Below are 18,403 nucleotides of genomic sequence, written 5' to 3'. Positions count from 1 at the left end.
CAGCGTGTGTCTTATATATTGAAGGTTTTTTGACTCAGTATAGTGAGGCATTGGTTGGATTTGTCGTGGTTCTCTTATTTTGCTATCTGAAAGCTTGTCTTTCAATAAAGCTGGTGTTATCCAGTTGATGAAATACATTTTTTAGGGATGAAAGTCTTAAAAAAGAAATTTAAAATTGATACAATAAGGAGAATGAGTTTAAAGGAGGAAACAACGTGAAAAACAGACACGTAGCTGTGTATATAACAGGGGGAATAGCGGCCTATAAAGCAGCTTATTTCGTAAGAGCTTTAGTTAAAGATGGGGCAAAGGTTAGAGTCGCAATGACCAAGTCAGCAACCAAATTTATTACACCTATGACATTTAAAACACTGAGCCGGCATCGTGTTTACACAGATGAAGCGTTGGTTACCGATGATGAAATTGTACCGCATATAGAATTAGCGGATTGGTCGGATACGGCCGTTATCATTCCTGCAACAGCGAATGTAATCGCTAAAATGTCCCATGGATTGGCCGATGATTTTGTTACAAGCGCGTTATTGGCTTCGGACTGCCCTAAATTTGTTGTTCCAGCTATGAATGAAAAAATGTTGAAAAACAAGGCAACTACTCGTAACATTAAGAGCTTAAGAATGGATGGTATCAAAGTGTTGGACCCTGATGTCGGTTTTCTGGCAGAAGGGTATCAAGGAAAGGGCAGATTACCCTCAACAAGTACCATTCTAAAATGGATAAAGCAAGAAAATAAAAATCAAATTTCAACGGTCAAAGATTTGACAGGAAAAAAAATTCTTATCACAGCTGGGAAAACACTTGAAACAATTGATCCTGTGAGGTATATCACAAATCGTTCAACTGGTAAGATGGGTTATGCTTTAGCTCAAACAGCTGTGGAACGAGGGGCGGAAGTAACCTTGATTTCTGGTCCAACTAATCTTCCGGAAATTTCCAATGTCAATTTTATATCTATCATTACGACTGCTGAGATGTTTGAAGAAGTTAATAAATTTTTTGAACAAATGGACATTGTAATTATGGCTGCAGCCGTTTCAGATTATCGGATTGAAAAACCGGCAACTCAAAAAATAAAAAAGAAAAGCGCTACCTTAGAAATAAAACTAGTTAAAAATGTTGATATTTTAAAGAGCTTAGGACAAAAAAAGAATAAGCAGATTTTAGTTGGTTTTGCTGCTGAGACACAAAATCTTTTAGAAAATGCTTCGCGGAAAATGCAGGAAAAGAATGTAGATCTATTAGTAGCAAATGATGTTTCGCGTGCAGACATTGGTTTTGGGAGCGATCAGAATGAAGTTACTTTTTTGCGTCCAGATCATAAACCAGTCTTAATCGGAAAAAGTGATAAAAAGCGTATAGCAGCAAAAGTTTTTGATTGCATAATTGGTTTCTGAAAGAAGGTCGTTTAACATTACACAGTATGCAGAAATAATTGTAGACGTACCGACGATGCAAACAGATAAACCCTTCACATATAAAGTGGATGAACATCTAAGAAATCGAATTAGTATTGGAATGCGTGTTATTGTTCCCTTTGGAAAGGGAGATCGATTGATCCAAGGATTCGTCGTTCGCATTTTTGATAATCCAAAATATCAAGGTCAATTAAAAAAAATTATTTCAGTTATTGATTTAGCTCCAGTTTTAAACCAGGAATGTTTAAAATTGGCTGAGTGGATGGCACAAGAAACTTTTTCTTTTCGAATAACCTGTATGCAGGCAATGCTGCCTAGTGCAATGCGTGCACAGTACCAAAAGAAACTAGTTTTGCTGTCAAATGACATTAACAAAGATGTAAAATCTTTTTTTTCGGGAGAGGGTGAAAAAGATTTTGATGAACAAAAAATTCCTACTAGGATTCTAGGCCAGTTGATCAAAGCGCGTCAACAAAATAAGGTTGAGATTCGGTACACAGTTAAAGATAAGGCACGAGTCAAAAAAATAATTGCAATTAAATCAATTTTGACGGAAGCCAGTGTTGTAAAGGAAAGAGCTTTATTGCGAGCCAACGCTGACAACTTAAAGAAATTGCTAAAATTCTTAGAATCACATCCAAATGAGATGATGCCACAAAGAAAAGTGGAAAAAGCAACAAATCTATCCTCCAATGTGTTACGAACCGGCGAAAAGAAGGGCTGGTTAACACGTGAAAAAATTGAGGAATACCGTGATCCAAGAAAGAATTTGAATATAACGCGGACCCTCCCTAAAATGCTCACTTCTCAACAAAATCAAGCTGTAGAAACGGTTGTTAGCGAGATGAAGCGTGAAAAGGCAACCACATTTCTTTTGCAAGGAGTAACTGGAAGTGGAAAAACTGAGGTGTACCTTCAGGTTATAGCGAATGCCCTGACCAATAAGAAGACGGCCTTAATGCTTGTTCCAGAAATAGCATTAACTCCTCAGATGGTTGAACGTGTGACGTCACGTTTTGGTAAAAAGGTAGCATTGCTTCATAGTGGTCTATCAAGCGGTGAAAGATTTGACGAGTGGCGGCGAATAGAAAAAAATGAGGCGCAGGTTGTTGTCGGAGCACGTTCAGCTGTTTTTGCTCCGTTGAAAAATATTGGAGTTATTATTATAGATGAGGAACATGAAGCAAGCTACAAGCAAGATAATATGCCACGCTATCATGCACGAGATATTGCTAAATGGCGAGCAAAATATCATCACTGTCCCGTCCTGCTTGGAAGTGCGACCCCTTCATTGGAGTCAAGAGCTCGGGCTCAAAAAGGAGTGTATCGTTGGCTTCATATGGATACAAGGGTCAACCAGCAGCCCCTTCCTCAAGTTACGGTCATTGATATGCGACGAGAGGCACATTTTTCTAATAACATGAATTTTTCAAAGGCAATGCTTACAAATATTCAACAGACACTTGAACGGGATGAGCAGATTATTTTGATGCTGAATAGAAGAGGCTATTCCTCTTTTATGATGTGTCGTGATTGCGGTTTTGTCTTAAAATGCCCCAATTGCGATATATCCTTAACTCTGCATATGGATACACATTCGATGAAATGTCACTATTGCGGTCACGAGGAGCCAATACCACGGTCTTGTCCTAGTTGTAATGGCAGTCGAATCCGATACTATGGAACGGGAACGCAGCAAGTTGAGACAGAGTTGAAAAAAATATTTAAACAGGCAAAAATTTTAAGGATGGATGTTGATACAACCCGCCGCAAGGGTGCACATAAGAGAATTTTAGACAAATTTGGACAACATGAAGCTGATATTTTGCTAGGAACGCAGATGATTGCTAAGGGTTTAGATTATCCCAATGTTACACTTGTAGGTGTTTTAAATGCTGACACAGCTCTTGGAATGGCTGATTTTCGTGCTAGCGAGAAAACCTTCCAGTTGTTAACACAAGTTAGCGGACGAGCGGGACGGGCTGATAAGATGGGCAAGGTGATCATCCAGACATATAATCCCGATCACTATGCTATTAAGTTGGCAAAAGAACAAAATTACGAGCTTTTCTTCAGGAAGGAAATGTCAATTCGACACCAAGGTGTATATCCGCCATATTATTATACAGTCCAAATCACTGCAAGTTCGCGCGATGAAGATCAAGCTGCTAAGAAAATGTACCAAATTTATGGGGAAATAAAAAAGCATCTTAGTCAGCAAGCTGTGGTTCTAGGTCCCACACCGCAAGCTGTCGCTAGGATTAATAATAGATACTTTTATCAAATAATAGTAAAGTATAAGCACGAAAATAAATTATTTGCATACCTCGATGAAGTTCTGCATAAGAGTCAAAAAGATGAACGTGATGGAATTAAAATAATGATTGACAGAGAACCACTCAATTTTGTTTAAAAAAAGAAATGGAGAAGAAAAGAATGACATCAATTGTATTTATGGGAACACCTGCATTTGCATCTGTGATTTTAGAAGGCTTGATTAAGAAAAATTACGATATTAAAGCTGTTGTCACTCAGCCGGATCGCCTTACAGGGAGGAAACGAAAATTAACAGCATCACCGGTTAAAAAGGTTGCTTTGGAAAACAAAATCAAAGTTTTACAGCCTGAAAAAATAGCCGGTAGTCAGGAGTTGGCACAGATTGTTGCTCTTGCTCCTGATTTGATCGTTACGGCTGCATTTGGGCAATTTTTACCAGATAGACTAATTGAGGCAGCTAAAGTTGGTGCAATAAATGTACACGGTTCGCTACTGCCAAAATATCGTGGTGGTGCACCTGTTCAATATGCCATCATGAACGGGGAAAACAAAACCGGCGTAACAATCATATATATGATAAAAAAAATGGATGCTGGAGATATGCTAGCACAAGCAGAGATGCCGATAACTGGCAAAGATGATACTGGAACTATCTTTGAAAAGATGAGTGTTTTAGGGCGGGATCTACTGCTGAAAACGATTCCGAATTTAGTTGATGGTAAAATTCAAGCAAAACCGCAGGATGAATCAGCAGTCAGCTTCTCACCTATCATCTCACCTGCGCAAGAGGAACTTGCTTTGAACCAAACAGCCCAAGAATTGGATTGGAAAATCAGAGCATTAAGACCAGCGCCGGGAGCATATTTTAAAATGTTCAATGGAAAACGGACTAAATTATGGCAGATTACACCACTCGAAGAAGAAACTGATCTCGAAGCCGGATGTGTTGTTGCTGTTGACAAACACCAAATAAAAGTCGCTGCTGCAAAAAAAACTGTTTATCAAATTGATATTTTGCAGCCAGCGGGTAAACCACGGATGAAGGTAACTGATTATTTGAATGGTATAGGACAGAATATTAAAACTGGACAAAGGGTGATCGTAAATGGCAAATAAAATTCAGAGTTCTGTCCGTTTTTTAGCTGTGGAACTATTAACGAGAATTGAACAGGAAGGGGCATATTCCAATATTGTATTGGACCAAGCAATTAGAAAAAATACACTCTCGAAGAGAGATGCTAATCTGCTGACTAATATAATATATGGTGTTCTGCAGCATCGAATGACACTTGAGTATTGGCTTGAACCTTTTGTGAAAAAAGAGAAAAAAATTATTCCTTGGGTTAAACAATTACTATTAAGCGCACTTTATCAAATGCAGTTCTTGGACAAGGTCCCTGACCATGCTATTTTGAATGAGTCAATTGAAATTGCAAAGTATAAAGGTCACGACGGAATTCGCAAGTTTACTACCGGAGTTTTGCATGCCGTTTTGAGGAACGGAGTGCGGGATTTTAAGGATGTGTCGGATAATAATAAAAAGCTTTCGCTGGAAGCTAGTGTTCCTGAGTGGCTGGTTCTCAAGTTAATTGAGCAAAATGGCGCTGAAAAAACAGATAATATTTTGAATTCAATCAATAAGCATCCTCATCAAGCAGTGCGGATTAACACTTCAAATAATACCAAGAAGGAAATTTTGGAGGGGCTGAAAAGCGAAAATTTAGAATTTGAGGAAAGTCCAGTGTCTCCATCCAGTTTAATCATCACAAAAGGATTTGTGCCTGAAAGTGAAAGCTATAAGCAAGGAAAGATAGTGATACAAGACGAGAGTGCAACGCTTGTGGTTGAATCAATGGATATCCGGCCCCAGGACGTTGTTTTAGATGCTTGTGCGGCTCCAGGGGGGAAAACGACACACATTGCTGACAAATTAGTCAATGGATTAGTGACTGCATTAGATATACATAAGCATAAAGTTAAGCTGATTATGGATAATGCACGCAGATGCGGTTCGGTAAATAAAGTTGCTGCATTGAAGATGGATGCAAGAAATGCTGGATCTTTATTCGAGCCTCAAGTATTTGACAAAATATTAGTTGATGCACCATGTTCAGGTTTGGGCTTAATGAGACGCAAACCTGAAATCAGATATCAGAAGAAAAAAGATGATTTAATGAATTTGCAACGAGTTCAATTGGGGATTCTAAATAAGGTTGCTGATTTAGTGAGAGTCGGTGGAAAAATAACATACAGTACATGTTCAATAATGGATGAAGAGAATCAGGATGTTATTCAAAAATTTCTAAAAGAACATACTGAATTTGCGTGCAGTAAAACTGAGACAATTAATAATATTAAGGGCAGTCGAGCTATGAAGACCTTAGATATTTATCCAGATGATTATGGGTCAGACGGATTCTTTATTGCAACATTAACACGTCTACATTAGATTGGGGTGAAGTTCAGTGGAATTTGCTTATGAAAGCGATATTGGCCATATAAGAACTAGGAATGAAGACTATGTTGGATTATTTCAGAATAAAGTGGGAATCAAGTTCGCAGTTGTTGCGGATGGTCTGGGAGGGCATAAAGGTGGAGATGTAGCTTCTGAAATGGCTGTTTCACATTTGGGTTATCGGTTTGAAACGACTAGCTTCAACGAACCACGAAAGGGTAAGGAGTGGCTATCCCTTGAAGTTCGTAAGGAAAATCAAATGATTTTAGAACGAGCTCAACAATATAAAGACTTAAATGGAATGGGAACAACCTTAGTATGTGCTATGTTCTTTGGTGGTAAATACTTGTTAGCTAATATTGGAGATAGCAGAGGATATTTATACCGCAAGGGAGAACTAACACAGCTAACAGAGGACCATTCCTTTGTAAACGAATTAGTTAAAAGAGGCCAAATCAGCTCAGAAGAGGCGAAGCATCATCCGCAAAAAAATATAATCACACGAACATTGGGTGTTTCTGCCAAGGCTAACCTAGATGAAAAAATATTAGAATTGGAAGATGGAGATTTGCTTTTATTATGTTCTGATGGTTTGACCAATATGGTAGAAGATGAACAGATTGCGAAGGTTTTGCAGACACAGACAAAATTACAAGAAAAATGCCGACTCCTGATTAAGCTTGCTAATGAGGCTGGAGGAAATGATAATATAACGCTTTTAATTGCCCAGTCAAACAATGAGGCCGAGGTGACGGAAGGATGAAAACGGGATATATTTTGAATGGTCGTTATAAAATCAAAAATACCCTTGGTGAGGGTGGAATGGCTAATGTATATCTCGCATTTGATTTGATTCTAAAGCGCGAAGTGGCAGTTAAATTATTGAGACTGGATCTACGTGATGATCCAGGTGCGGTGCGCCGCTTCAAGCGTGAAGCCATTTCACTTACAGAACTTGCACACCCGAATATCGTTAGCATTTATGATGTCGGGGAAGAAAATGGGATGCAATACCTCGTAATGGAGTATGTACGTGGGATGGACCTCAAAAGCTATATTGCGAAAAACTTTCCTTTTAAATATGAACGTATTATTAGGATTATGGAACAGATCCTCTCAGCAGTTGCAGAAGCACATGCACATGATATTATCCATCGAGATTTAAAACCACAAAATATTTTGATAAATGTCAATGGGCAGGTCAAAATTACTGATTTTGGAATTGCACTCGTTACCTCTGAATATTCGCTAACACAGACAAATACATTGATGGGATCTGTACACTATCTTTCACCAGAACAGGCACGGGGAAGTGCGATTACTAAACAATCGGATATTTATTCGTTAGGAATTATCCTCTTTGAAATGCTGACAGGTAGAGTTCCATACCAAGGAGAAACGGCAGTTTCAATAGCACTTAAGCACTTTCAAAATGAAATGCCCTCTGTGCGAGATTTTGATAAGCACATCCCGCAGGCGCTGGAAAATGTTGTCTTGCATGCAACTGCTAAGGGACTTGCAGATCGGTATACCTCTGTTAATGAGATGGCAAATGATTTAAGTACGGCGTTATCCTTAATGCGTTCAAGTGAGAAGAAGTGGCTGCCCGAGAGAAATATTGATGAAGAAACTAAGATATTGACACCACTGAGAGAAAAGGATTTAAAAAACAACAGAGATGTCTCAGAAGGTAGCGTAAAAAAAGGAAAAAAGAAAAAATGGAGTCGAAAAAAAAGATGGCTCGTTTTTGGAATAAGCTTTCTGATTTTTATTTTGTTGACAACGGCAACAGCAATTGGCTTAATGCTTCCTAAGAATGTTGAAATTCCTGATTTGCGGGGGATGACGGAAGGCGAGGCCAAGAGTACGTTAAGAGATTTAAAATTGAAAGTTGGGAATGTCAGACACCGATACAGTAGTAAGTATTACTACGGGCAAATAGTTGCGAGCCAGCCCAAAGAAGGAAGTAGTGTTCGTCAAAGTTCTAAGGTTGATCTTATTCTTTCAAAAGGACAAGAGAAATTTAAATTTGGCGACTATAAAGGACAATCATATACTACAGTAAAGAATAAACTAGAAAATAAAGGTGTTACTGTTCTGAAAGAAAAAGAATATTCCAATACAGCTGCAAAAGGTGAGATCTTAGGACAAAGCATTTCAAAAAAGAGAAAAGTTATCTGGAATGATACAACAGTTACTTTCACTGTTAGTTCTGGCGCAAAGGAAATGGTATTACGTGATCTTACAGGATATACTAAAAAAAGTGCGCAAGATTATGCTGATGAGCTCGGGTTGATTCTTAAAGTTAAAAATAATTCTGCAAGTTCAAGTGCTGACAGTTCAGTTTTAACTGTTTCACAATATCCGGCGGCGGGAACAGTTGTTCAAAGCGGTCAAACATTGGAAATTACGCTCGCAGGAGAAACACAAAATAGTTCATCAAGCAGTTCAAGTCAAAATTCAAGTTCGAGTAGCAAGCTCAACTCATTTAATCTTAATGTAGCAATCCCATATGATAATTCTGTTCAAACATCAAATTCTGATGGAGACAAGACAAATAAGATTGAAATTTATCTTCAGGACAAAGATCATCAGTTTGATGATGTTTATGAGACACTTACAATTACAAAAGACACGAGTATAACTTTACCATTTGTTTTGAATAATGGTGCCGCGGGCAAATACAAAATTGTTCGAGATGGTACTGTTATCGCAGAGCGTGATAATATTACTCATAATGGAGATTAGCTTATAGTGCTTGTGAGATTAGCAATTAGTGTGGTTTGGGAGAGCTTTTTTAAACAACAAGAAAAGGGTAATGTCAATGAATGTGAAGGGGTAGGTCGGAAATTTGGTAAAAGGTAGAATTAGGCAATCGCTTAGTGGTTATTATGATATTGAAGTTGATGGTGTAGAGTATCGGACACGTGCACGAGGTAATTTTAGAAAAAAAGGGCAAACACCGCTGGTTGGAGACTGGGTTGAGTTTAAAGCGAAAAAGCCAGAGGAGGGATATATTTTAAAAATATATCCGCGAAAGAATGTAATGATACGTCCACCAGTCGCCAATATTGATGCAGCCATAGTCGTGACTGCGTGCAAGGAGCCTGCGTTTTCAAGTAATTTGTTAGATCGACAGCTCGTGATGCTGGAAAAAAATAATATTAAACCCATTCTTTATTTTTCAAAAGAAGATCTTCTTACCTCTGCCGAATCGGAAGAGATGAGCATGGTAATTTCTTACTATCAAAAATATTACCGATGCGTTTATTCGAAAAGTGATGCACCTAGAGCGATTCTGACCGGAATAAAAGATGATATTGTAGTTGTTATGGGACAGACCGGTGCGGGAAAGTCAACATTGCTCAATGTGTTAGCACCACACTTGAAACTCAAGACAGGTGAAGTGTCCAAGGCTCTTAGTCGTGGACGTCATACTACGCGCAAGACAGCATTGCTGCCAATTGAGGGAAACTTAATTGCTGATACGCCTGGCTTTTCATCCTTTGAGCTTTTGGACGTTGCTAAAGAGCAACTACCACTGCTTTTTATTGATTTTGCGGAAAAGCAAAATCAATGTAGGTTTCGCGGTTGTTTGCATTTGAATGAGCCACAGTGTGCTGTTAAGGAGATGGTACAAACTGGTGAGATTCTAGAAAGCAGATATAATAATTATGTCCAATTTCAAAACGAGTTAAAACGGCAAAAACCTAAATATAAAAAATGAGGTGTTGGAAAATGAAAATTGCTCCTTCAATTTTAAGTGCTGATTTCCTAAATTTACAAAGAGATATTACTATCGTTGACCAAGCAGGTGCTGAGTATCTACACATCGATATTATGGATGGACATTTTGTGCCTAATCTTTCATTTGGCCCAAGCATCGTACAAGCTATTCGGCCATTGACAGACATGGTGTTAGATTGTCACTTGATGGTAGAACAACCAGAAATATATATTCGACAATTTGCAGAAGCAGGTGCAGATGTAATTGGCGTGCATATTGAATCAACTCCGCATATTCATCGTGCATTAGCAATGATCAAAGAGAATGGTTGCAAAGCTGAAGTAGTTGTCAATCCTGGGACGCCGCTAAGTGCTATTCGCGCGGTACTGCCGATTGTGGATGCTGTTTTGATAATGACGGTTGATCCAGGATTCGGGGGGCAGGAATTTATTTCCAGCATGGTTAACAAAATTGGGCGGCTAGCTAAAATAAAAAAGGAAAATGGAATGAATTTTGAAATTGAGGTTGATGGTGGAATAAACGAGAAAACTGTAAAACAGTGCTCTTTGTCGGGAGCAACAATTGCTGTTGCCGGTTCTTATGTATTTAATAGCAAGGATCCAGCTAGAAAAGTTTCACTTCTTAAGGATCTGGTGGAAGATGAGTAATATGGATTTAAATTTATTGGTCGGAGGTCCTTGTTCTGAATGGCCTGAAGGTTTACTTGAAAGCAATCAAGAAGACAAAATATGGATTGGCGCTGATCGTGGGGCTCTCCATCTTGTGAAAAGTGGTATTAAACCAAAATGGGTCATCGGAGACTTTGATTCATCTGCACCTGCAGAAAAAGAATTGATTAAGAATGCTAGTCCTGAAATAATAACCGCTAGGCCAGAAAAAGATGATACAGATACAGAACTGGCATTAAAAGAGATTATTAAACGCTACGGATCCTGCAAAATCAAGGTATTTGGAGCAACCGGTGGAAGGCTCGATCATTTGTTAGCAAATCTTTTTTTTGTCTTACGGGAACCATTTTATAAATATATGCAAAATATAAAATTATATGACAAACATAATACGGTTAGTTTTTTTAAACCAGGAAACTACCAGTTAAAGAAAGAAAAAGATAAACGATATCTTGCATTTGTACCCTTAACTGCAGTTAAAAAATTAACATTGAAAGATGAAAAGTATCGTCTGGATAAAATGGATTTTGCTGTTCCTGTTTCTTTACCTAGCAATGAGTTCCAAGGCCCGACTGCTAATTTTAGTTTTGAAACTGGTGTGGTTTGCGTAATTCAGAGTAAAGATTGATTTAATCAAAGTATTTAGGCGGTTTTTTTACTGCTTTTCTACTATCATTTTTTTAGAATAAAAGGACCTGTGATGACTTGGCGTATCCTCAAAAAGTTAAAAAATTCAATTTTTGAGGATTATCTTAAGTTTAATTTTGTCACAGGCTTTTTTATTTTTAAGAAATGTTCCAATACAAAAAATATTAACGTTGAGCACAAAAAAAGACTCGCCATTAACGAGCCTAACATTGATTATACACGTGTAACTTTACCAGATTTCAATGTACGTGCAGAAACCCAAACTTTTTTTGGTTTACCATCAACTAAGATGCGAACCTTTTGCAGATTTGGTTTCCAGCTACGGTTTGATTGGTTTAAAGCATGTGAACGTTTTTTACCGAATGTCGTTTTTTGACCTGTAATAAAATCTTTTGCCATTATGTCGTTCCTCCTTTGTTGCTAGGATTTCGAAGCAGACTACTGCTTACTTACTAGATAAAGTTATCATAGATAGTTCTGGAATGCAAGATTTTTCTGTAAAGTAAAATAGCTTGGCAGATAAAAATGATGGTTTGAAGGATAGAGATAATATTTTGTTGTCATTAAGTTGGTTAACAACTGTGATAGCTGTGAGTAGCGCTAATTTGTTGACATGGTATTGGACTTTACTTTATGATAAAATATCGTTAATGATTGTGTGATAAATTAAGGAGGCTGTATTTTATGGCTGTAAAAATCAAAACGCAATTCGGAAGTATTGACATCAGCAATGATGTAATTGCCACGGTTGTTGGTGGAGCAGCAACCGAAATTTTTGGAATAGTTGGTATGGCTAGCAAAAATCAGATTAAAGATAATTTGAATGAGATTTTAAAACGTGACAACTACTCAAAAGGGGTAGTTGTTCGCCAAGAAGATGCTGAAGTGGCAGTAGATGTTTACATTATAGTAGGTTACGGAACAAAAATATCTGAAGTATGTCGCAATGTTCAAGACAAAGTTAAGTATAACTTGGAATCCATGTTAGGTGTAACTGCTAATTCTGTTAATGTCTTCGTACAAGGTGTGCGTGTAATTGAAGATTAGTCGAGTGTTATAGATAAATGGATTGCCAAGGAGGAAAACAGAATTTGAAAGTCACTGAAATTACCGATTCGGAATTTAGAAAAATGGTTCTGATAGGTTCGAAGAAATTAAATAAAAATGCTGAGTTCATTAATTCGTTAAATGTTTTTCCTGTTCCTGATGGGGATACAGGGACGAATATGAGTCTTTCGTTTGCAAGTGGAGCAAAATATGTAGGTGAGGCAAACTCTTCTGATGTTGGTGATTTGACAGCCAGTTTAGCGAAGGGGCTATTAATGGGAGCAAGGGGAAATTCTGGGGTTATCTTATCACAGATTTTCCGCGGCTTTTATAAAAGTACTGAAAAGAAGAAAACCTTAACCGCTAAAGATTTGGCCGATGCTTTGACAAGTGGGGTTGAGTATGCCTATAAAGCTGTTATGAAACCAACAGAGGGAACGATACTTACGGTATCGCGTAAAGCTGCAAGTGCTGCTAATAAAAAAGCTACTGAAACGAAGGATACTGTTGCTGTGATGGAAGCTGCATATGAGGCTGCTAAAAAGGCTTTAGCTGAAACTCCCAGTTTGTTGCCTGTTTTGAAAGAAGTGGGGGTTGTTGATTCTGGAGGTCAGGGCCTGACATTTGTTTATGAAGGCTTTTTTGATGCGCTTAGTGGTAACAAAACTGCAGAGGCTGAAGAGATGCATCAGCCCAATGCTGTAGAAATGGACGAAATGGTCAATGCTGCACATCATAAAAGTGTTCAGAGTCAATTAAATACGTCAGATATCCATTATGGTTATTGTACTGAAATTATGGTTCGATTGGGTGCAGGACGATTGGTCGATCGTAAGTTTGATTATGATACGTTCAGAGAATATCTAAATGGATTTGGAGACTCACTGTTAGTTGTAGCTGATGATGAAATTATTAAAGTTCATGTCCATACTGAGCATCCTGGGAAGGTTTTAGCATACGGACAGCATTTTGGATCCTTGATTAAAGTCAAAGTTGATAATATGCGTCTTCAGCATGAGACAATTTTAGAACACGATCAGGAAGAAACTCTGCAGGAAGCGGAAGAAGAAAGCAGTGATAATGGCTATGGAGTTATTGCAATCGCAGCTGGAAATGGTATCGGTCAGCTTTTTAAGAGTTTGGGCGTAACACATGTTTTAAACGGTGGGCAAACGATGAATCCTAGCACACAGGATATTGTAGATGCAATTAATAAAACAAGGGCTGAAAAAATAATTCTTCTTCCTAACAATAAGAATATTTTTCTGGCTGCTCAACAAGCGGCTGAGGTGGTAGAAATTCCTGTTGCTGTCATTAAAAGTAAAACCATCGCACAGGGAATGACAGCGATGCTTGCTTTCAATCCTGAAGCTTCGATCGATGAGAATGCAAAAAGTATGACGAATGACCTGACATCAGTTATTTCAGGGCAGGTTACTGTTTCAGTTCGCGATACAACTATTGATGGTAAAAACATCAAAAAAGATGATTATATAGGGATTGTTGATGGAAAAATCAAAGTCACTGATTCTGATAGAAAAAACACAGCAATTATGATGTTAAAAGAAATGGTTGACGATGATAAGGAAATTGTGACGATCATTTATGGTCAAGACGGTACGAAGCAGGAAGCAGAAGAAATTAAAGCGGCTATACTTGGAATAGATGAAGATCTTGAAGTTGAAATTCATGAAGGCGATCAGCCAGTATATCCATATTTGATTTCGGTAGAGTAATGATTGAGACTTGTACAGTCTGACTGATTCGAGCAGAATCAGTCAGACTGTTGGTGTTTATAAGCTATTTACTTAATGTTTTAAGGGGGTGCTGATGACTTGAAAAGTCTTGCGGATCCTGTTGCTGCGTTGAAAGGTGTTGGACCTAAAAGTGCAGTTGCGTTAAATAAACTGGGCATAAATACTGTGGGTGACTTACTATTAGAATATCCTTTTCGGTACGATGATTTTGCTGTGCGTAAGTTGAGTGAGATATCAGATCAGGAAAAGGTTACATTGAAAGGCACAGTGGCATCTGAAGCTGTTCTTACACGTTTTGGGAGAAAAAAAAGCCGTCTCAATTTCCGTTTGCTTGTTGATCACGATGTGATTATGGTCACATTTTTCAATCAACCGTACTTGGCACAAAAAGTTGAAACTGGCAAGGAAATGGCCGTTTATGGTAAATGGGATGCAAAACGTCAACGTTTAGCAGGAATGAAAATTTTATTTAATGAGGGTGCTAATGATTTAGCTGGTGTTTACCGTTCATCTAAGGATATCAAACAAACAACTGTTAAAAAGCTTGTCAAACAAGCTTATGATGGGTACAAAGATGTTCTCACTGATATCATCCCTGAGGAGACACGTTGCAAATTTAGGCTATTACCTCGAAAAGTGATGATTCACGACATGCATTTTCCTGAGGATCAAAGAACAGCTAATGCGGCACGGCGTTCTGCTATCTTTGACGAATTTTTCTGTTTTCAGGTAAAAATGCAATTTGTTCGCAAAGTTAAGCATAAAGAGCAGGGAATAAAAATAGTTTATGATAATAGTCAGTTAAAACTTTTTATCTCCTCACTGCCCTTTGAATTGACTGATGCTCAAAAAAAGGTTGTAAATGAAATATGCAGCGATATGCATCGTGACATCCATATGAATCGTTTGCTTCAAGGAGATGTCGGTTCCGGGAAGACAGTTGTTGCAGCAATTGCTTTATATGCAGCTGTTACTGCAGGATTTCAAGCAGCGCTAATGGCACCAACTGAAATACTTGCGCAGCAGCATGCAGAAAAGTTAGATCATTTATTTTCAAAATTCAATGTGAACGTCGCCTTACTGACTGGTTCAACGGCCAGTAGAACAAAAACAAGGCGAGAATTATTGAGGCATTTGAATGACGGTCAGATTGACATTGTTGTAGGTACACATGCCTTAATCCAAGATGATGTTGCTTTTAAAAAACTGGGATTAGTTATTACCGATGAACAGCATCGATTTGGAGTTAATCAACGTCAAAAATTCAAGGATAAGGGGATTACGCCTGATGTTTTAGCTATGACAGCGACTCCAATTCCGCGGACGCTTGCTATTACACTCTATGGTGAAATGGATGTTTCCACTATCAATGAGTTACCTAAGGGACGTTTGCCTATTGAAACTGTTTGGTTGAGAGAAAAGCAGTTAAACGAAGCCATTACTTTTCTAAAAAAACAGCTTAGTCTAGGTGCGCAAGCATATGTGATTAGTCCTTTGATTGAAGAGTCAGAAATGATGGATTTAAAAAATGCTGAGGAAATTTTTGCTAAGTTAAAGAAACAGCTGGAACCAGCGTACCATGTAGGTCTGCTTCACGGACGAATGAAAGGCTCAGAAAAAAATGAAATAATGACAGATTTCAAGAATAAAAAGTTTGATATTCTTGTATCGACAACTGTAATAGAAGTTGGGGTTGATGTATCTAATGCTACTATGATGTTGATTTTAGATGCTGATCGATTTGGACTTGCGCAACTGCATCAATTACGCGGACGTGTAGGTCGGGGGAAAAAGCAATCTTATTGTTTTTTGATAGCCGATCCTAAGAATGAATATGGTGTCGCAAGAATGAAAGTGATGGCTGAAACAAATGATGGTTTTGTAATTGCACAAAAGGATCTTGAGTTGCGAGGCCAGGGGGATATTTTAGGTAATAAGCAGTCGGGTGTTCCAGATTTCAGAGTTGGAGACCCAGTAACAGATTTACGCATCTTGCAAGCTGCACAGCAAGAGGCAAGCGAAATTATAAATGATTCTGAATTTACGCGTAAAAGTAGCAATAAAGGATTGATAAATTACTTACGGTATGAATTAGACAAGGGAATCAGTTTTGACTGATTAAGAGAGGATGATCGATTTGAAAATTGCAGTTGATGCTATGGGGGGAGACAATGCTCCACAATCGGTAGTTGCCGGTGTTGAGCACGCCCGTGATGAGTTTAAAGATATTGATTTTTTGCTTTTTGGGGTAGAAAACGAGATTCGTAAATTCTTGAAGGATGAAACAAGAATTACAATTATACACACAGATGAGATGATTGTAATGAATGATGAACCGGTAAAAGCCATTAGACGTAAGAAAAATTCATCTATGGTTTTAGCGGCAAAGGCTGTCAAGAATCAAGAAGCAGATGCTGTTTTTTCGTGTGGGAACACGGGTGCACTTTTGGCAGCTGGCTTGCTCATTGTGGGGAGAATAAAAGGCATTTCACGACCAGGGTTACTTTCAACCTTACCAGTCATTGGGGGAAATAATAACGAGGCTTTCAACCTTCTGGATAGTGGTGCCAACGCAGAAAACAAAGCAGAGCACTTGTATCAGTATGCGATTCTGGGTAAATATTACGCACAAAATGTCAGGAAAATCGAGAATCCGCGGATAGGTTTGCTAAATAATGGAACGGAGGCGCATAAGGGAAGCAAAGTAACTCAAGAAACATATAAATTGCTAAGCAATGATCCTGATATTAACTTTGTCGGCAATGTTGAATCAAGCTCAATTTTAAATAATGTCGCGGACGTTGTTGTAGCTGATGGATTCACAGGAAATGCAGTTTTGAAGGCAATTGAGGGAACTGCTTCTTCAATTATGCATCTTATGAAAGATATGTTTTTAAACAGTGGTGTTAAAGGTAAAATTGGTGCTTTGCTTTTAAAATCCAGTTTAATGGAATTGAAGGAAAAAATGAACCAATCACAATATGGAGGTGCTGTTCTTTTAGGTGTCAAAGCCCCAGTAGTTAAGGCACATGGTTCTAGTGATGGATTAGCTGTTTATTATACATTAAAGCAAATCCACACAATGATTGATGAAGAAATGATCCCTGATTTTGTAGATTATTTTAGTCAACATCATGTTTCTGCTAAGATAGAGAAATAATATATTTTATAGCAAAAATTTTTGGAGGAAAAAATGACAGAGAAAGAAATTTTTAATAAAATTGCTAAGATTATCAATGAGCGTTTTGAGTTAGAACAAAATAAGATTACCCCAGAACTTACTTTTTCTTCTGATCTGGATGCTGATTCAATCGACATAGTTGAATTTGTTCTTGAACTTGAAGATACTTTTGGTGCGGAAATTCCCGATGAGGATGCCGAAAAACTTTTGACGGTCGGTGACGTTGTTAAATACATTGAAAAACATCAACCATAAAGCTGGTTGAACTTTAACTCAAAAGTAAGGTACGCTGATGAGCTAGGACAAATATTTTTGTCCCGGCTTTTTTAGTACTAACTTTGGTAAATGATTTTTTTGTTATGTATATTGTTCTAATTTTATTGCATTATAAATTTTTTTGCGATTGGAGGAAACTTTGTTTCACAGCCTGTGAAAGGGTATAATATAAATACTGAAATAAGTTAAAGGAGAAGGAAAAGTGATAATCGGATTAGCAGAAAAATTAAAGAAAGATTTTGAAATAGATTTTAAAAACCAAGATTTACTAGATGAGGCATTTACACATGCTTCATATGCAAATGAACATCCTAAAGAACATCTCAAATACTATGAACGGATCGAATTTTTAGGTGATGCCGTGATGCAATTGTGTGTTTCAGAATATCTTTTTGTACGTTACCCAATGCTTCCTGAAGGAAAGCTGTCACGTCTGCGTGCGGCAATGGTTTGTGAGGACAGTTTCAGTAAATTTGCAAAAGAATGCAATTTTGATGAGTATATCCGTCTTGGTAAAGGTGAAGAGAAAGCGGACGCACGCCAACGTCCGTCTCTTCTTTGTGACATTTTTGAATCCTTTATAGGTGCCCTTTACCAAGATCAAGGGAAAAAAGCAGTTGATAAGTTTATTGCACGCATTGTATTTCCTAAATTGGATATGGGATGGTTTGATCATCTTTTAGATCATAAAACGGAATTACAAGAGTATTTACAAAAAAATGGTAATGTAGATATTGAGTATAACGAAGTTATGGATAAGGGCCCGGAACATGATAAGCAATATACGATGACCGTGAGTGTCGATGGCAAAACAATTGGCACGGGCACAGGGCATTCGAAGAAAGCTGCAGAACAGGCAGCGGCAAACGATGCATTAAAAAAAATTAATGGCAGATGACTATCATTATAGTTC

At 37.9% G+C, this 18,403-nt stretch carries 16 protein-coding genes; 15 read left to right on the top strand and 1 reads right to left on the bottom strand.

Annotated elements, in window-relative coordinates:
- Nucleotides 1–215: 215 nt before the first annotated feature.
- From coaBC to FC19_RS04915, 9 genes are all read left to right on the top strand, one after another.
- Nucleotides 216–1,412, top strand: coding sequence for a bifunctional phosphopantothenoylcysteine decarboxylase/phosphopantothenate--cysteine ligase CoaBC (gene coaBC / locus FC19_RS04955; RefSeq protein ID WP_057875883.1), 1,197 nt, complete (start codon nt 216–218; stop codon nt 1,410–1,412).
- A gap of 16 nt (nt 1,413–1,428) precedes the next feature.
- Complete coding sequence (gene priA, locus FC19_RS04950) at nt 1,429–3,846, top strand: primosomal protein N' (protein WP_083488367.1); 2,418 nt, start codon at nt 1,429–1,431, stop codon at nt 3,844–3,846.
- A gap of 23 nt (nt 3,847–3,869) precedes the next feature.
- Nucleotides 3,870–4,826 carry a methionyl-tRNA formyltransferase gene (gene fmt / locus FC19_RS04945; RefSeq protein WP_057875881.1) on the top strand — a complete coding sequence of 319 codons (957 nt, stop codon included), beginning with the start codon at nt 3,870–3,872 and terminating at the stop codon, nt 4,824–4,826.
- Nucleotides 4,816–6,159 carry a 16S rRNA (cytosine(967)-C(5))-methyltransferase RsmB gene (gene rsmB, locus FC19_RS04940; protein WP_057875880.1) on the top strand — a complete coding sequence of 448 codons (1,344 nt, stop codon included), beginning with the start codon at nt 4,816–4,818 and terminating at the stop codon, nt 6,157–6,159. The genes fmt and rsmB overlap by 11 nt, the downstream gene beginning before the upstream one ends.
- 16 nt (nt 6,160–6,175) lie before the next feature.
- Nucleotides 6,176–6,928: a Stp1/IreP family PP2C-type Ser/Thr phosphatase gene (locus FC19_RS04935; RefSeq protein WP_057875879.1), complete on the top strand. Its 753-nt coding sequence runs from the start codon at nt 6,176–6,178 to the stop codon at nt 6,926–6,928.
- Nucleotides 6,925–8,913, top strand: coding sequence for a Stk1 family PASTA domain-containing Ser/Thr kinase (gene pknB, locus FC19_RS04930; protein WP_057875878.1), 1,989 nt, complete (start codon nt 6,925–6,927; stop codon nt 8,911–8,913). The genes FC19_RS04935 and pknB overlap by 4 nt, the downstream gene beginning before the upstream one ends.
- 103 nt (nt 8,914–9,016) lie before the next feature.
- Nucleotides 9,017–9,892 (top strand): ribosome small subunit-dependent GTPase A, encoded by an 876-nt coding sequence (gene rsgA / locus FC19_RS04925; protein ID WP_057875877.1) that lies wholly within the window; start codon nt 9,017–9,019, stop codon nt 9,890–9,892.
- An 11-nt stretch (nt 9,893–9,903) separates the two neighbouring features.
- Entirely contained in the window at nt 9,904–10,560 is a 657-nt protein-coding gene (rpe, locus tag FC19_RS04920) for a ribulose-phosphate 3-epimerase (protein WP_057875876.1), read from the top strand.
- 1 nt (nt 10,561) lies between these two features.
- On the top strand, nt 10,562–11,209 hold the full coding sequence (locus FC19_RS04915; RefSeq protein WP_057875875.1) for a thiamine diphosphokinase: 648 nt from the start codon (nt 10,562–10,564) through the stop codon (nt 11,207–11,209).
- Between the two features lie 233 nt (nt 11,210–11,442).
- Here FC19_RS04915 and rpmB read toward each other — a convergent pair whose 3' ends face one another.
- The gene (gene rpmB, locus FC19_RS04910) at nt 11,443–11,628 is read right to left on the bottom strand and encodes a 50S ribosomal protein L28 (RefSeq protein WP_057875874.1); all 186 of its coding nucleotides are present in this window, start codon (nt 11,626–11,628) and stop codon (nt 11,443–11,445) included.
- A 285-nt stretch (nt 11,629–11,913) separates the two neighbouring features.
- On the opposite strand from rpmB, the gene FC19_RS04905 reads away from it, so the two are divergent.
- The 6 genes from FC19_RS04905 (at nt 11,914) to rnc (ending at nt 18,388) form a co-directional block, all read left to right on the top strand.
- Nucleotides 11,914–12,276, top strand: a complete 363-nt coding sequence (locus tag FC19_RS04905; RefSeq protein WP_057875873.1) for an Asp23/Gls24 family envelope stress response protein — start codon at nt 11,914–11,916, stop codon at nt 12,274–12,276.
- A 44-nt stretch (nt 12,277–12,320) separates the two neighbouring features.
- A complete protein-coding gene (locus tag FC19_RS04900; RefSeq protein ID WP_057875872.1) occupies nt 12,321–14,012 on the top strand; it encodes a DAK2 domain-containing protein in 1,692 nt (563 codons plus the stop codon).
- Nucleotides 14,013–14,111: 99 nt separating this feature from the next.
- On the top strand, nt 14,112–16,151 hold the full coding sequence (recG, locus tag FC19_RS04895; RefSeq protein WP_057875871.1) for an ATP-dependent DNA helicase RecG: 2,040 nt from the start codon (nt 14,112–14,114) through the stop codon (nt 16,149–16,151).
- A gap of 10 nt (nt 16,152–16,161) precedes the next feature.
- Nucleotides 16,162–17,193 carry a phosphate acyltransferase PlsX gene (plsX, locus tag FC19_RS04890; RefSeq protein WP_338037339.1) on the top strand — a complete coding sequence of 344 codons (1,032 nt, stop codon included), beginning with the start codon at nt 16,162–16,164 and terminating at the stop codon, nt 17,191–17,193.
- Nucleotides 17,194–17,226: 33 nt separating this feature from the next.
- Entirely contained in the window at nt 17,227–17,469 is a 243-nt protein-coding gene (acpP, locus tag FC19_RS04885; RefSeq protein WP_057875869.1) for an acyl carrier protein, read from the top strand.
- Nucleotides 17,470–17,692: 223 nt separating this feature from the next.
- Complete coding sequence (gene rnc / locus FC19_RS04880) at nt 17,693–18,388, top strand: ribonuclease III (RefSeq protein WP_057875868.1); 696 nt, start codon at nt 17,693–17,695, stop codon at nt 18,386–18,388.
- The last annotated feature ends 15 nt before the right edge of the window (nt 18,389–18,403 follow it).

The organism is Liquorilactobacillus aquaticus DSM 21051 (genome assembly GCF_001436755.1).
Lineage (GTDB): Bacteria > Bacillota > Bacilli > Lactobacillales > Lactobacillaceae > Liquorilactobacillus > Liquorilactobacillus aquaticus.
This window is presented reverse-complemented; position numbering and strand designations above follow the sequence as displayed.

Excerpts from the sequence above, each read along its gene's own strand:
- fmt (WP_057875881.1), top strand. The coding sequence starts at position 3,870 with ATGACATCAATTGTATTTATGGGAACACCTGCATTTGCATCTGTGATT.
- rsmB (WP_057875880.1), top strand. The coding sequence starts at position 4,816 with ATGGCAAATAAAATTCAGAGTTCTGTCCGTTTTTTAGCTGTGGAACTA.
- pknB (WP_057875878.1), top strand. The coding sequence starts at position 6,925 with ATGAAAACGGGATATATTTTGAATGGTCGTTATAAAATCAAAAATACC.
- rpe (WP_057875876.1), top strand. The coding sequence starts at position 9,904 with ATGAAAATTGCTCCTTCAATTTTAAGTGCTGATTTCCTAAATTTACAA.
- FC19_RS04915 (WP_057875875.1), top strand. The coding sequence starts at position 10,562 with ATGGATTTAAATTTATTGGTCGGAGGTCCTTGTTCTGAATGGCCTGAA.
- rpmB (WP_057875874.1), bottom strand. The coding sequence starts at position 11,628 with ATGGCAAAAGATTTTATTACAGGTCAAAAAACGACATTCGGTAAAAAA.
- FC19_RS04905 (WP_057875873.1), top strand. The coding sequence starts at position 11,914 with ATGGCTGTAAAAATCAAAACGCAATTCGGAAGTATTGACATCAGCAAT.
- plsX (WP_338037339.1), top strand. The coding sequence starts at position 16,162 with ATGATCGATTTGAAAATTGCAGTTGATGCTATGGGGGGAGACAATGCT.
- acpP (WP_057875869.1), top strand. The coding sequence starts at position 17,227 with ATGACAGAGAAAGAAATTTTTAATAAAATTGCTAAGATTATCAATGAG.